The following is a 14176-nucleotide window of genomic DNA, read 5'->3' on the forward strand; positions in this document are numbered from 1 at the left end:
CCCTCGCCATGACAAAAAATCAAAAGACACCAAAATCGACCACGCAGGCCGCACCTAAAAAGGGTGGCCCGTTCGATCCTGCCTATATGCGGCCCAGCGAGTATCGCGAAGAAAAGATGCCAGCCGTACGGCCCAAAGATGCAGCCACATTGATCCTTGTGCGCCATGACGACAACGCACCGCGCATTCTTATGGGCAAGCGTGCCGCCAGCCACAAATTCATGCCCAACAAATATGTGTTCCCCGGGGGACGCGTAGACATTGCCGACAGCCGGATCAAACCCGCCAAAGACCTGACCAGTACCGTTCAGCGTCAGCTGATGGATCGCATGCGCGGCACGCCGTCACTCGCCCGTGCCCGCTCTTATGCACTGGCTGCCGTGCGCGAGACCTTCGAAGAGACAGGCCTTGTGGTCGGTGCCCCCAATTCAGGCAGCGCCCCAAAATCACGCCACGCGGACTGGCACGCCTACTTCCAGCAGGGCGCCCTGCCCGACCTGTCGAAATTCGACATGGTCGCTCGCGCCATCACACCGCCTTACCGCAACCGTCGATTTGATACCCGCTTCTTCATGGGCGATGCCTCAACCATTCTGAGCGACATGCACGACACTGCCGGTGCATCCGGAGAGTTGCTCGACCTGCACTGGCTCACTGTTGACGAGGCCCGTGACGTGGACCTTCCCAATATCACCCGCATGGTCATTGCCGAGATTGAATCCCGCCTGCAGGCGCCAAAGGATGCAGCCAAGCGACCTGTGCCGTTTGTCTATTTTCGCGGCGCCAAGCCCATTCAGGACAAGATCAAAGTATGAGTGCTGTTAAGCCCCGGGACGCCGCCAGCCTCGTCCTGCTGCGCGATGCATCCGATGGCCCCGAAGTCCTCATGGGCCGCCGCCATTCACGCCACGCCTTCATTCCAGATGCATTCGTCTTTCCCGGCGGCAAACTCGACGCAGACGACAAGCGCGTGACAACCGCACAATCCGTGACAAGCCAGGCATCACCCGCCAAACAGGCGCTGGAGGCTGCCGCCATCCGCGAGACCTTTGAGGAGACCGGCCTTCTTCTGGCCTGCCCCGGAGACATCGGCGTACCTGTGCAAGGTACATGGGGACAATTCCGCGATCAGGGCCTGGTACCTGACGCAAAAAAGCTTCGACTCCTCGCGCGCGCCATCACGCCCGCAGAAAGCCCCATTCGGTTTCACGCCAGGTTCTTTACAGCGCACAACGCCAATGTATCCGGAGAACTCAAAGGGTCCGGCGAGTTGCTGGATCTGGACTGGTATCCACTGAACCACGCCAAGACGCTTCCCATCATCGACGTGACGGAGTTCGTCCTGAAGGAAATCTCGGAGCGCACGGAAAAAAACAGCCTCGAAGGACCGGTCGCGTTCTGGCGCTACCGCTCAGGCACCCCCATCCTGTCATACGAGGGCTGATCATTGACGGACGTTCAGACCAGCTCGAGCGCCACCCACAACCTGACCGACGATGAGCGCAGACGGTCCATCCTGGCCGCCCTTGGCTGCATCGGCGCTGTGGGCATTGGACTGGGAGCGACACTGCCGCTGCTTGCCCTGCGCATGGACTCGATGGGGGCGACCGCCACCATGATCGGTCTCAACACCGCCATGGTTGGTCTCTCGCATCTCATTTTTACGCCGCTGGTACCGCGTATCCTTCGGCACATAGATATGATGCCGTTCCTGCTGTTGTGCGCCGTCGCCGCCTCAGTCGGCATTATGGGATATGTGGCCTTTCCCAATATCTGGGTCTGGTTCCCCCTGCGCTTCCTGACATCCGCGTCACTGGCTGGCCTGTTCATCGTCAGCGAAATCTGGATCAACCAGATTGCCGAGGACAGAACCAGAGGCCGCATCATTGGCCTCTACGCGACCGTTTTCGCCGGGTCATTCGCGTTGGGTCCTGTCATCCTGCTTGCAGTCGGCACGGAAGGCTCCCTGCCCTTCATGATCACCGCCGGCATGACGCTCATCGCCATTCTGCCCCTGCAGCTGGCGCGCGGCCTGATGCCCAACATCCATGAAAAGCCGTCGCAGAGCTTCATGTCGTTCATTCTTGTCGCACCGGCTGCCACTTTTGCCGCCCTGGCCTATGGCGCCATCGAAACGCAGGTGTTCAACCTGCTACCGGTCTATTCGATCCGCACCGGCGCAACAGAGACCGTGGCAGCCCTTGTGCTGAGTATCTTTGCAGCCGGGAATGTCGCCATGCAGGTGCCCATCGGGTACCTGGCAGACCGGTTTGACCGCCGCCATGTGCTGGCGGGCTGCGCGGCAGTCGGCGTTATCGGCCCAACACTGTTGCCTCTGGCTGCCGGACAACCCTGGGTCCTTTACCCCATCCTGTTCATCTATGGAGGCGTGGTGGTTGGCATGTACACGGTGGGGCTCGCCCTTCTGGGGCAGCGCTTCACCGGCGCTGACCTCGCCGCGGCGAATGCCGCCTTCGTGGTCATGTACTCCCTCGGCGCTCTCGTGGGCCCCATCGCCGGAGGGACTGCCATGGACATCAATGACCCTAACGGCCTTACCATCTCGCTGGCCGCAATCGCCGGATTCGGTCTCGTTCTGACGCTCTGGAGACGCCGCACAGCCGGCCCCGCTTTGCCGCCAGATGCCCGCGATACGTAAGGTTTTGGTCCACTTTCAGCGCAACAAACTTGACACCAGCAGCATGATCAGTAGGTTGCGCGCTTCGCCCGCCTCTTTGGAGGATTTCGGGCCCCACAATTCTTCTGCAGGACCTGGCCAATGGCTAAGCCAACAACGATCAAGATCAAGCTTCAGAGCACCGCGGACACCGGCTACTTCTACGTCGCCAAAAAGAACGCGCGCACCATGACCGAAAAGATGGTTGTGAAAAAGTATGACCCCGTCGTGCGCAAGCACGTCGAGTTCAAGGAAGCAAAAATCAAGTAGTCCAAACCGCGGGACGTTTCTCCAGCGGCCGAAGACCGGAACGAACACAAAACGCCGTCGCGAGCAATCGCGGCGGCGTTTTTGTCGTTAAAATTCAAACACTTGAAGTAGGTTCCTCAGAAACCGGGCGGTCGGGGATGGTCAAAGACCTGTCCCCGACCGGTAAGTCCACCGCAAGTGCCGGACCAGATGCGGCTGGTGCCCGGCGAATGCCACGGTGACGAGCGTTAAAGCCGATAGTGAATTTTCCGGGCCCAAAAGAGGCCTATTCAACCCCGAAAACCTACGATCCATCAGCCTTCCTGCTTCATGTGATCTGGCGATGCGGCAGCCTGATCGAAACAGGAGCTCGGAACGGCGATCCCCTCACAAAAAAGGCAACGCCCCCCGTTTTCAGCAGCCATTTGCCGGGTTGGATATCAGATACCTGACCCTCGTCCGGCACCGGTCCTGCAAATCCCCACTCGCAGTCCCAAGGCGCTATTGCCAGCATCTCCCCCAAAAAGACACCAGCACCAAAAACCTATCAGCCGTCCGTAAACTGGCAAGTATTTAATGGATGCTTCGGAACGAAAACTGCAAAAGTATTATGACGTTAACCATCTTTCCTCATGCAAACGCGTTGCTATCCACATTTTTTCCACACATGGGTGTGCGGAGTTGTTGAGAGGCACCTGCCACAAAAGCCGATGCATCACTGTCTGGATTAAAGGGAAGGAGAATTTGCCCGATCAGGCAGCTTCGGAAACGACCCGGTTGCGACCTTCGCGCTTCGCACGATACAGCGCCTGGTCAGCCCGCTTGAGGAACTGGTCAACGCTTTCTGTTGGGCTTTGAAGTGACGTCACACCGATAGACGCCGTGATATCGAGCGCCCCTACACCGCCGCCCACATTGAACGATTCGTCTGCAATGCCCTTGCGCAGGCGCTCCGCCACCGTATTGGCAAATGCCACATCCGTATCAGGCATCACGACCACGAATTCTTCCCCGCCATACCGGCAAGCAAGGTCAATTCCACGCACATTGCGCGCCAGGCGCTCACCAAACTCGCGCAGAACATCATCGCCGACATCATGACCATGGGTATCGTTCACGGCCTTGAAGAAGTCGATATCAACGATCAGCAACGAGATCGCCTTGCCCCGGTCAGCCGCCCGCTGCACAAGCGTGCTCAAATGGCTTTCCATATAGCGGCGGTTGTACAGGTTGGTCAGCGGGTCCGTGATGGCCATTTCCAGGCTCAACTGCAGGTTCTGCCTCAGCACATCCTGATACCGCTTGCGCTTGAGCTGGGTACGGACACGGGCCGTCAGTTCATTGCGATCCACCGGACGCATTAGATAATCGTTAACGCCCATATCAAGGGCACGCACCAGACGTGTCGTATCGCCATTCTCAACGATGGCGAGTATGGGGGTATTTCGTGTGCGTTCCTCAGACCGCAGATGTGAGCAGAAGCGAAGCCCGTCCGACCGCTCAAGAGAGAGGCTGACAACCACAAGGTCATAATCCTCACCACTCACACGAACCAACGCCTCCCGGGCGTCGCTTTCAATCGTCACACGGTTTTGCTCACGCAGGCTTTCTGCAATACGGCGAGCAGATGTCTCACGATCCTCAACCACCAGAATGCGGCCCATGGCGGCGTCAGCTCTGTGCAGAGCTTCAGCCTCATCCATAAGACCCAACTGGTTACTGGTCGTTTCGCGCATACGCAGCTCATCTGTCATGAGCTTGAGCCGCACCAGGCTGCGCACCCGCGCCATCAGCGCAATATCATCAACGGGTTTTGTCAGAAAATCGTCAGCGCCAGCTTCAAGCCCCGTCACGCGATCAGCAGGCTGATCAAGCGCTGTCACCATGATAACGGGGACATGCTGGGTTTCCGGCATGGATTTGAGACGACGGCAAACTTCAAAGCCGTCCATCTCAGGCATCATGACGTCGAGAAGAATGATGTCGGGTTTTTCAGTTGTCGCAGCTTCAAGCGCTTCGCGACCATTGAATGCCGTTGATACGTCAAAATACTCAGCAGTCAGTTTCGCTTCGAGCAGTTTGACATTCGCAGGGATGTCATCAACCACCAGGACACGTGCCGTCATCAGTTACTCTCCCGGTTACCGTGCCCTAGTTTAGGAACCGCTGTACGGTCTCCATGAACTGCGCCACCGAAATCGGCTTGGCAATGTAGGCTTCGCAGCCGCCCTGGCGGATCTTTTCCTCGTCACCCTTCATGGCAAAGGCCGTAACCGCCACCACAGGGATCTGTTTGAGGCTGTCGTCTTCCTTGAGCCACTTGGTGACCTCAAGGCCCGACACTTCCGGCAGCTGAATATCCATCAAGATGAGATCAGGGCGTTCGGAGCGCGCAATCTCCAGCGCCTCCATGCCGTCACGTGTCTGCAGGGTTTCATACCCATGGGCATCAAGCAGATCATGAAAGAGTTTCATGTTCAGCTCATTGTCCTCGACGATCAAAACGCGCTTCGACATTCTGGTCTCTCCCGGTGCCTTAACAGGCAAAATCTGTGATTTCGGAGAATTGGCCCGCCCCAATTGGCGACACTCTTCCCCTTCAACTTTGCCGACTGTGGGCTAAAAGGTTTAAGGCACTGTTTAAGCAGGCAGGTTTCACCGAGGGATTCAGGCCCAAAAACAAGGGAATACGGCGTTTTGAATAGTGAAGATGCACAGATTTTGGCCCTCCATGCGCTGACCTTCCTGTTGGAGGATTCCCAGCGCATTGAAGGGTTTCTGCGGATGACGGGGATCGAGCCCCATGATTTGCGGCAAATGGTGGCTGAGAAACACGGACAGGCGGCAATTCTGGATTATCTATTGGGTAACGAAACACTCCTGCTCGCCTTTACCGCTGAAGAAGGCTGCCACGATCAGGATCCCGCCCTTGCCCGCAAGGCCCTTGGAGGCCGCGCCATGACCCAAGACTGGACGTCTGCATGACCGAACCCACGCCACTTGACCCGTTTGTCATAGAACAGATCGCCGCCCTTTCCTTGAGCAAAGACCGCCCCTTAATCGTGACGGACGCGGACGAGGTCCTGTTCCAGTTCATGGCGGGCCTGGAGAGCTATCTGGAGCGGCAGGGCTACGAGATTACGCTCAAGAGCTTTGCCATTACCGGCAATGTGAAGCATCGCGAGACCGGCATCGTCGTGGAGCCCGCTGACATGAAACAACTCCTTGGCGGCTTTTTCGAGGAAGAGACCCATCGGCTGGCACCCGTCGCCGGCGCAGCCGATGCCTTGGCTCGACTGTCAGACGAAGCCGACATTGTTGTTCTGTCAAACGTTCCCTTTGCCCAACGCGACGCGCGCGCCAGGTCACTTGAAGACAGCGGCATGCCTTATCCGCTGGTGGCAAACAGTGGGCTGAAAGGCCCGGCGATGTCGTCGCTGGCAAGCCTGGGAGGGCGGCCGGTTTTCTTTCTGGACGACATTCCCCACAACCTTCAGTCCGTGCATGAAGCGGTCAATGATGTCCACCTGGTACATTTCGTGGCGGACCCTCGCCTTCGCAAACTGGTGCCTTCTCCCAAAGCCGATCACATAAGCTCTGGAGACTGGGAGCATACGGCCAGCCACATCAGTGATCGAATCCGCGCGCATGTAGCTGCCTGAGGCGACACCCATGCGCATTGGCATTGATCTAGGGGGCACAAAGACCGAAGCCCTGCTGATGGCGCCTGATGGAAGCGATGTCCTGCGACTGCGCGTCCCAACACCCGCCAAGGACTATGAAGCCAATCTCGAAATGCTCTCGTCACTTGTGACGCAGCTCGATGACAAAGCCGGCCGTCCCTGTTCTGTCGGCATCGGCATGCCGGGGGCCATGTCGTTGCAAACGGGCCTTATAAAAAACGCCAACTCGACCTGGCTCATCGGTCATCCCCTCCTCGCCGACCTTGAACAACGCTTTGGCCCACGTGTACGGCTCGCCAACGATGCCGATTGTTTTGCTTTGTCTGAAGCAAGTGACGGCGCCGGTGCCGGCCATCAGACCGTATTCGGCGTCATCCTGGGAACCGGTGTCGGCGGCGGCCTTGTTATGGATGGCAAACTGGTCTCCGGCCCCAACTCCATCGCAGGCGAATGGGGTCATACCCCTCTGGCATGGATGAATGACGCGGAACATCCAGGCCCTGCCTGCTACTGCGGCAAGCACGGATGTGTCGAAGCATGGTGCTCCGGCCCGGCACTGGCGGCTGACCATGCCCGCGAAACACACAACACGCTGGCACCCGAGCAGATTGTTGCGCAGGCAAACGCTGGCCACGCAGAAGCGCGATCCACGCTGGAAAGACATGCAGACCGACTGGCCCGGGCACTTTCAACCGTCATCAACATTGTTGACCCCCATGCCATCGTTCTAGGCGGCGGTCTCAGCGAGCTTGATCATCTGTATGGCGCCATCGAGGAGCGCCTGCCGCATCATGTGTTCTCCGATACGGTTGTCACACCCATCCTGAAGAACCAGCACGGCGCCTCAAGTGGTATCCGCGGTGCCGCATGGCTTTGGCCAGCCGATGCTGCCATTGAGGCGCGCTAATGCCCGCCCTGTGCAGAGACTGCTACGCACCAAACAGTGACGACGCACGCCGTTGCACGTCGTGCGGCAAGCCGCGTCTGGCCAGACATGGCGAGCTGCTTGATCTCACAATTGCGCACATAGATTGCGATGCGTTCTATGCGGCGATTGAAAAACGCGACAATCCGGACCTGCGCGACAAGCCACTCATCATCGGTGGCGGTCGCCGCGGCGTGGTTTCGACGGCATGCTATATCGCACGCACCTATGGGGTGGGGTCTGCCATGCCCATGTTCAAGGCCCTCAAGGCCTGTCCCCACGCCGCGGTTGTGAAACCGCAGATGGATAAATACGCAGCCGCAGGCAAAGAAGTGCGTGCGCTCATGCGCGATGTCACACCGATGGTCGAGCCCATTTCGATTGATGAGGCCTTCCTCGATCTCACGGGCACGGAGCGCCTGCACCGCATGAGTGCGGCTGAAACGCTCATGCGGCTGGCGCAGCGCATCGAAGACGAGATCGGCATCACAGTTTCTGTGGGGCTGAGCCACAACAAATTTCTGGCCAAGCTATCGTCGGACTTCGACAAGCCCCGTGGTTTTTCGATTATCGGTCGCGAAGAAACCATGAGCACCCTCGCCGCTTTGCCGGTCGGCAAGATATGGGGCGTCGGCAAGGCCATGCGCCGCAAATTGGAGGCAAATGGCATCACCATGATTGCCGACCTCCAACGAGCTGATGAGCGCGACCTCATGGCCACATATGGTCAACTGGGCCTGCGCCTCGCCCGCCTATCGAAGGGCGACGACACGCGAACCGTCAAACCTGTCCGTGAGACGAAGAGCGTCAGCGCTGAGACCACCTTCAACGAAGACATCACGTCCTATGATGATCTGGAGCGCATTCTCTGGCGTCTCAGCGACAAGGTCGCCGGACGCTGCAAGGCATCAGACCTGGCAGGCCATACGGTGGCTTTGAAGCTCAAGTCCGCGGAGTTCAAGACCAAGACCCGCAATCTGACGCTCAGTGATCCAACGCAACTGGCAGATGTCATCTATCGGGCCGGACAAAAATTGCTGAAGCCCGAGACCGACGGAACCGCCTATCGGCTTATCGGCATTGGAGCCGCCAACCTTGTCACCGCCACCGGCGGCACGCAGATGGGCGACCTGCTCGACCCCGAAGCAAACAGACGCGCAGCTGCTGAACGCGCCGTCGACAAAGTGCGAGAAAAGTTCGGCAAGGAAATCATTGATCGCGGACGAGGCATAAAACCCAGCTAGCGGCGGTGCCTCAACACTCAGGCTGCGGCAGCATATCCAGCGCCACCAGATCAGCACCGATCGTCAGATCTCCATAGTCCATGATCAGCCCTGTGGAGACACCGTTCTCATAGAACCGAAATGAGACCTCATAGTCCGGCAACCCGGTGACATCATTCGGATCAAAATAGCTGACCTGAACCGGCCAATAGCCAAGCGAGGACAGGCTCTTGCCTGGCTCAGCCTCATCAGCCTTGGGGGCACCGGAGCCCGCCTTGCCGATGATCGTCGTCGTATCAAAATGATGTTCCGTGTCCGACCCATCAAAGACAGGTGCCGAATGTACTTTCTTGCCCGCTTCCGCAGACGCCATCAGCGCCTTGATCTGCTCGGTGGGAAACACAATCGAAGACGGCAATGGGATGTCACGTTTTTCAGGCTTCGAAAGCGTTACCTGCCCGCCACCATCCAGCCGCTCTGCAGATCCTTCAATTTCTTCAACCGGCGTTCCGTTCATGAAATGAGTCATGGAGAAGGTGAACTCATCACCATCTCCGCTCTCCCAGGACGTGACACGGAAGTCGCTTACAAAGTCGCTACCCTGCTTGCTCCCCATCCGGTTCACGATGCGCTGCGTGGTGATAAACCCATCGCACGACGAGCCCTGCCATTCGAGCACCAGCCGGCCGCTCACAGAGGCAATATCCGAGCCCCCTTCACTGGCTAACATTTTCATCGAATAGACAGCACGGTGCGGCGCAAGGTTGCCGGCAGCCGCTTGTTGGGCCGGCAGCAAAAAAAACATTCCGGCCAGTGCGGCGGCGAAGGCTGTATCAGTGGGTGTCTTGAACATTTCAGTAACCTAACGCGAGTGCGGGCAAATTCCTAACCCGGCAAAAACTGCCGACTTGCCGGGTGACCACGCAACTCTTGCCACCCAATGTGGTGAATCTATGGGGCCAAAAAATGAGGAAATGCCTGACAATTTTGATTAACATGAACAGGCATGCAGCTTGCTCCTTCTGCCCCAACACCTAAAGATACCTCCCAGCGATGGGGTATCGGTTGGCGCAGTGAACAGGAGTACACAAGCGATGTATCACGCATTCACACCTTCGGACGGCGTCGTGCCCATGCCAAGCATGAAGTCGGCTGACGATACCGAGAGTCTCATCAGCCGCGTTAGCAAGCCGGCCTTGCACATGACCCGCGAAACACGCGAGCTTATTGAACGCGCATTGAAATATGCAGCCGAAGCCCAGCGCACCATCACCGAGCAGCAGTCACGTATCGAGCAACTGGAAACCCTGTCCATGACAGACGAGCTCACCGGTCTGCTCAATCGCCGGGGGTTCAAGGACGCAATCACGCGCGCCCTGGGCAACGCTCGCCGTCACGAGGAGCAGGGTTTGCTCGTCGTGATCGATCTGGATGGCTTCAAACCCATCAATGACACGCTGGGCCATGCAGCCGGCGACGCCATGCTGCAGCACGTCGCTGATTTTCTCAAAGCGCGTGTCCGCAATACGGACTATCTCGCCCGTACCGGTGGCGATGAATTTGCTATCCTCATGGTCAATGGCGATCTTGCCCCAGCCCGGCATCGTGCTGTCGAGCTGAAGGCAGAACTCAATCGTGCGACAGCCATGATCAGCCATCAGCGCATTCCCGTGAGTGCCAGTTTCGGGATTGCGCCTTATGACAGCGATGCCTCAGCCGAGCAGATCATGCATATGGCTGACGTGGCGATGTACCACGACAAACGCCGCCGCTCGCCGCAGCCAACACAATTGCGCAGCTTCCACGCAGCCGAGTAGCACTCGTTATTCTTGCACTGGGTCACCTTCTGGTTGTTGCTGTGTGATGCAGTGAATAACGCCGCCGCCGCGCGCAATATCGAGCGCAGGCACTTGAACGCATTCACGCCCGGGAAAGGCTGCACCAATAATGTTGGCTGCCTCATCATCCGCCACATCACCAAAGGCGGGAACGATGACGGCTCCGTTGGCAATATAAAAGTTGATGTATGACAGTGGCATCATCCGTCCGTCGTCATGCTGCGCCTGCTGCGGTTGAGGCACAGCGATCACGTCCAGCTCACGACCTCCGGCATCTTTCATCTCAGCAAGCCGCTGCAGATTATCCTGCATGGCGGCATGATTGGGCTCACCGGGCTTGGGCGTGTTGAGAAGAACCCGTCCACGCCCCGCGAAACAGGCCACCATGTCCACATGGCCATCCGTTTCGTCACCTTCCAGGCCGTCCCCAAGCCACAGGACGCGACGCACACCCAGATACATCGCCAGCATCTCGGCAATCTCACGTGGTTGGAGTTCCGGGTTCCGGTTGACGTTCAACAGGCACTGTTCCGTCGTCAGCAATGTGCCGTAGCCATCGACGCTGAAGCTGCCACCCTCCATTACAACTGGTGCCTGATAGTTTTTCATGCCGAGCCGGGACAACACTGCCCCACCCACTTGCGCGTCTCGCTCAACATGGGCGTATTTGGCACCCCACCCATTGAACTGCCAATGGACGCCCGCCACGCCTCGGGCCGGATCCTTGACAAAGGTCGGGCCGGTGTCTCGTGCCCAGCTGTCGTCCGTTTCCAGCGCAACGACCTCAACACTCGTCCCACACGCAAACCGCGCTTCTGCCACATCTTCGGGATGCACAATCATGGTCACCGGCTCAAACCGGGAGATCGTCCGCGCGACATGGGCATAAGCCACAATGGCCTGCGGCATGTAGGGGCCCCACAGGTCACCCCTGCGCGGCCATTGCATCCAGCAACGCGCATGCGGTTCCCACTCCGCCGGCATGAACATGCCATGGGCAACAGGTGAATTTGCAAACGGGTCAGTCATGGACTCTCGACAATTGTTCCTCGGCGCGCACTTTAACCATTTGCACGGGCATGCCAAAAAGGGTGGCAAATAAAGACATCACGGGAGACAGACACATGGCTGGAAAGATTGACAACAGGCTGAGCGAACTTGGAATCGACCTGCCGGATCCAGCTGCGCCTGCCGCCAACTACGTACCATTCGTGGTGACGGGAATTCTCGTCTTCATTTCCGGTCAGGTGCCCGTGGACGCCTCCGGTCTCCCCTACCGTGGCAAGGTCGGTGATGATGTAAGTCAGGACGACGCCGTCAAGGCTGCGCGCTTGTGCGGCATCAATATTCTCGCCGCCCTGCGGCAGGCATGTGACGGCGATCTTGATCGCGTCACGCGTTGCGTGAAACTTGGCGGCTTCGTGAACGGAACGCCTGATTTTGATCAGCACCCGGCCGTCATCAACGGCTGCTCTGATTTGATGGTCGATGTGTTTGGCGACGCCGGGAAACATGCACGGTTTGCCCTGGGGGCAAGCAACCTCCCCTTCAATGTCGCCGTTGAAATCGATGCTGTGTTCGAGATCAGCTGATATGGCGCGCGATCTTTCCTGGCTTACATCAACTCCGGTCGCCCATCGCGGGCTGCATGGCCTTGAAGACGGTGTGGTCGAAAACCTGCCTAAGGCATTTCAAGCCGCGATCGACGGCAAGTACGCAATTGAATGCGACCTGCAGCTGTCGGCGGACGGCGAGGCAATGGTGTTTCACGATGCCACCCTCGACCGGTTGACCGAAGAAACCGGTGCGGTGTTCAAGCGCACATCGGCTGAACTGAAAACCATCGCGTTCAAAGCCTCATCCGACCGCATGCAGACCCTGGGTGAGTTTCTGGACCAGGTAGGCGGCAAGGTTGTGCCGGTTATCGAGCTGAAGATCAAATCAGGACATGAAGGCCCACTGGAAAAACGTACCGCCGAGGTTCTTTCGGGCTATCGCGACCATGCCGCAGTCATGTCATTCAACCCGCGCTCCATGGGATGGTTCGCTGCCAATGCGCCGGACATCACCCGGGGACAATTGTCCTACGGATACTCAAGCGGCCCGGCCCTGCAAATGCCGCCGGCCCAGAGATTTGCCCTGCGCCATATGCTCTACAATGTACAAAGCCGCCCGCACTTCATCGGCTTTGACATCAATGCGCTACCACAATGGTCCGTCGCCCTGAGACGGCGCCTGGGCCTGCCGGTCCTGACCTGGACTGTCCGCACGGACACCCATCGGGACACGGCAGCAGCTCATGCTGACCAGATCATATTTGAAACTTTCCGCCCGTGAGTGCTGCCCTACTTTCCTTTGTACTCCTAGGGCAGTTAGACTGAGGTCACATGGGCGACGCCGAAAAAATCATTGCACGCGCAGCAGAAAGCATGAGCAGCATCGATGCTACTCAGTGGGACGCCTGCGCGAACCCGGGCGGCGATGTTCCGTACAATCCGTTTCTCTCACACGCATTCCTGAAGGCGCTTGAAGAGTCCGGTTCCGCCACAGCCCAGACCGGCTGGAAGCCGTATCACGTGCTGGTGGAAGACGGGCACGGCAAGATTGCTGGGTGCGCGCCTGCATACCTCAAAGGCCATTCACAGGGTGAGTTCGTATTTGATTACGGATGGGCCGATGCATGGGAACGCGCCGGCGGCCAATATTATCCCAAGCTCCAGGTATCCGTGCCCTTCACACCCGCCACCGGTCGTCGACTGCTGGCCCGTCCTGGCCGGAACATGCAGCAAACCGAAGATCAGATTGCTGCCGCCCTTGTTGAGATAACCAATCAGCTGGATCTGTCATCATGCCACATGACGTTCCTTCCCGAAGATCAGTGGAACCACCTGGGCGACATCGGATTCCTGCAACGCACTGATCAGCAATTCCACTGGGAAGACGACGGCTATGGAGATTTCGACGGGTTCCTCGGCGCGCTCGCGTCGCGCAAACGCAAAAACCTGAAAAAGGAACGCGCGCGAGCTGTCGAAAACGATATCGAAATTGAATGGGTCACCGGCGCAGACATTACCGAAGACCATTGGGACGCGTTCTACAGGTTCTATATGGACACAGGCAGTCGCAAATGGGGATCGCCCTATCTGACCCGCACCTGCTTCTCCATGCTTAGTGAAGCCGTGCCCGATGATCTGCTGCTCATTCTTGCCAAACGGCATGGCCAGTACATAGCTGGCGCCATGAACATGATCGGCTCAGAGACACTGTTCGGTCGGTACTGGGGATGCACCGAGCATCATGACTTCCTGCATTTTGAGGTCTGTTACTATCAGGCAATCGACTTTGCCCTGTCGCGGGGGCTGAAGCGTGTTGAGGCGGGTGCTCAGGGGTCTCACAAACTGGCCCGTGGCTACGTGCCAAAGCTCACCTATTCAGCCCACTACATTCCCAATCCCAGCTTCCGCGATGCCGTGGACAACTATCTTACAAGCGAACGGCAACACGTCGCGGCAGATGCTGACATGCTGCTGGATCACGCGCCCTTCAAAAAGACAGATCAAAACACTCCTCAGGACTAAGGA

General features: G+C 58.1%; 16 protein-coding genes. 12 read left to right on the top strand and 4 right to left on the bottom strand.

Annotated features, from left to right (window positions below; genetic code table 11):
* The first annotated feature begins 8 nt into the window (after nucleotides 1–8).
* From BN1012_RS08080 to rpmG, 4 genes are all read left to right on the top strand, one after another.
* Nucleotides 9–815 carry an NUDIX hydrolase gene (locus BN1012_RS08080; protein WP_244442963.1) on the top strand — a complete coding sequence of 269 codons (807 nt, stop codon included), beginning with the start codon at nucleotides 9–11 and terminating at the stop codon, nucleotides 813–815.
* Entirely contained in the window at nucleotides 812–1444 is a 633-nt protein-coding gene (locus BN1012_RS08085; RefSeq protein WP_043949227.1) for an NUDIX hydrolase, read from the top strand. Before BN1012_RS08080 ends, BN1012_RS08085 begins: the two co-directional genes overlap by 4 nt.
* A gap of 3 nt (nucleotides 1445–1447) precedes the next feature.
* Entirely contained in the window at nucleotides 1448–2659 is a 1212-nt protein-coding gene (locus BN1012_RS08090) for an MFS transporter (protein ID WP_052534841.1), read from the top strand.
* 120 nt (nucleotides 2660–2779) lie between these two features.
* The gene (rpmG, locus tag BN1012_RS08095; protein WP_043949228.1) at nucleotides 2780–2947 is read left to right on the top strand and encodes a 50S ribosomal protein L33; all 168 of its coding nucleotides are present in this window, start codon (nucleotides 2780–2782) and stop codon (nucleotides 2945–2947) included.
* A 731-nt stretch (nucleotides 2948–3678) separates the two neighbouring features.
* On the opposite strand, the gene BN1012_RS08100 is transcribed toward rpmG, so the two are convergent.
* The gene (locus BN1012_RS08100; RefSeq protein WP_043949229.1) at nucleotides 3679–5052 is read right to left on the bottom strand and encodes a PleD family two-component system response regulator; all 1374 of its coding nucleotides are present in this window, start codon (nucleotides 5050–5052) and stop codon (nucleotides 3679–3681) included.
* Nucleotides 5053–5077: 25 nt separating this feature from the next.
* The gene (locus tag BN1012_RS08105) at nucleotides 5078–5443 is read right to left on the bottom strand and encodes a response regulator (protein WP_043949230.1); all 366 of its coding nucleotides are present in this window, start codon (nucleotides 5441–5443) and stop codon (nucleotides 5078–5080) included.
* A gap of 180 nt (nucleotides 5444–5623) precedes the next feature.
* Between BN1012_RS08105 and BN1012_RS08110 the strand changes: the two genes are divergently transcribed.
* From BN1012_RS08110 to BN1012_RS08125, 4 genes are read left to right on the top strand one after another with little or no spacing between them, the layout of a single operon-like run.
* A complete protein-coding gene (locus BN1012_RS08110; protein ID WP_043949231.1) occupies nucleotides 5624–5911 on the top strand; it encodes a DUF3572 domain-containing protein in 288 nt (95 codons plus the stop codon).
* Nucleotides 5908–6588 (top strand): HAD family hydrolase, encoded by a 681-nt coding sequence (locus BN1012_RS08115; RefSeq protein WP_043949232.1) that lies wholly within the window; start codon nucleotides 5908–5910, stop codon nucleotides 6586–6588. The genes BN1012_RS08110 and BN1012_RS08115 overlap by 4 nt, the downstream gene beginning before the upstream one ends.
* Before the next feature lie 10 nt (nucleotides 6589–6598).
* Nucleotides 6599–7516 (top strand): ROK family protein, encoded by a 918-nt coding sequence (locus tag BN1012_RS08120; protein WP_043949233.1) that lies wholly within the window; start codon nucleotides 6599–6601, stop codon nucleotides 7514–7516.
* The gene (locus tag BN1012_RS08125) at nucleotides 7516–8778 is read left to right on the top strand and encodes a DNA polymerase IV (RefSeq protein WP_043949234.1); all 1263 of its coding nucleotides are present in this window, start codon (nucleotides 7516–7518) and stop codon (nucleotides 8776–8778) included. Before BN1012_RS08120 ends, BN1012_RS08125 begins: the two co-directional genes overlap by 1 nt.
* A 10-nt stretch (nucleotides 8779–8788) precedes the next feature.
* Here the strand turns inward: BN1012_RS08125 and BN1012_RS08130 are convergent, their stop codons facing one another.
* Nucleotides 8789–9610, bottom strand: a complete 822-nt coding sequence (locus BN1012_RS08130) for a cell envelope integrity EipB family protein (RefSeq protein WP_043949235.1) — start codon at nucleotides 9608–9610, stop codon at nucleotides 8789–8791.
* Between the two features lie 241 nt (nucleotides 9611–9851).
* On the opposite strand from BN1012_RS08130, the gene BN1012_RS08135 reads away from it, so the two are divergent.
* On the top strand, nucleotides 9852–10574 hold the full coding sequence (locus BN1012_RS08135) for a GGDEF domain-containing protein (RefSeq protein ID WP_052534844.1): 723 nt from the start codon (nucleotides 9852–9854) through the stop codon (nucleotides 10572–10574).
* Between the two features lie 6 nt (nucleotides 10575–10580).
* Here the strand turns inward: BN1012_RS08135 and BN1012_RS08140 are convergent, their stop codons facing one another.
* Nucleotides 10581–11624 carry an agmatine deiminase family protein gene (locus BN1012_RS08140; RefSeq protein ID WP_043949236.1) on the bottom strand — a complete coding sequence of 348 codons (1044 nt, stop codon included), beginning with the start codon at nucleotides 11622–11624 and terminating at the stop codon, nucleotides 10581–10583.
* Nucleotides 11625–11719: 95 nt separating this feature from the next.
* Between BN1012_RS08140 and BN1012_RS08145 the strand changes: the two genes are divergently transcribed.
* The 3 genes from BN1012_RS08145 to BN1012_RS08155 all read left to right on the top strand — a co-directional run bounded on the left by BN1012_RS08145 (nucleotide 11720) and on the right by BN1012_RS08155 (nucleotide 14173).
* Nucleotides 11720–12187, top strand: a complete 468-nt coding sequence (locus tag BN1012_RS08145; RefSeq protein ID WP_043949237.1) for a RidA family protein — start codon at nucleotides 11720–11722, stop codon at nucleotides 12185–12187.
* Between the two features lies 1 nt (nucleotide 12188).
* On the top strand, nucleotides 12189–12932 hold the full coding sequence (locus BN1012_RS08150) for a glycerophosphodiester phosphodiesterase family protein (protein ID WP_043949238.1): 744 nt from the start codon (nucleotides 12189–12191) through the stop codon (nucleotides 12930–12932).
* 92 nt (nucleotides 12933–13024) lie between these two features.
* Complete coding sequence (locus BN1012_RS08155) at nucleotides 13025–14173, top strand: GNAT family N-acetyltransferase (protein ID WP_043950815.1); 1149 nt, start codon at nucleotides 13025–13027, stop codon at nucleotides 14171–14173.
* The last annotated feature ends 3 nt before the right edge of the window (nucleotides 14174–14176 follow it).

The organism is Candidatus Phaeomarinobacter ectocarpi (assembly GCF_000689395.1).
GTDB lineage: Bacteria > Pseudomonadota > Alphaproteobacteria > CGMCC-115125 > CGMCC-115125 > Pyruvatibacter > Pyruvatibacter ectocarpi.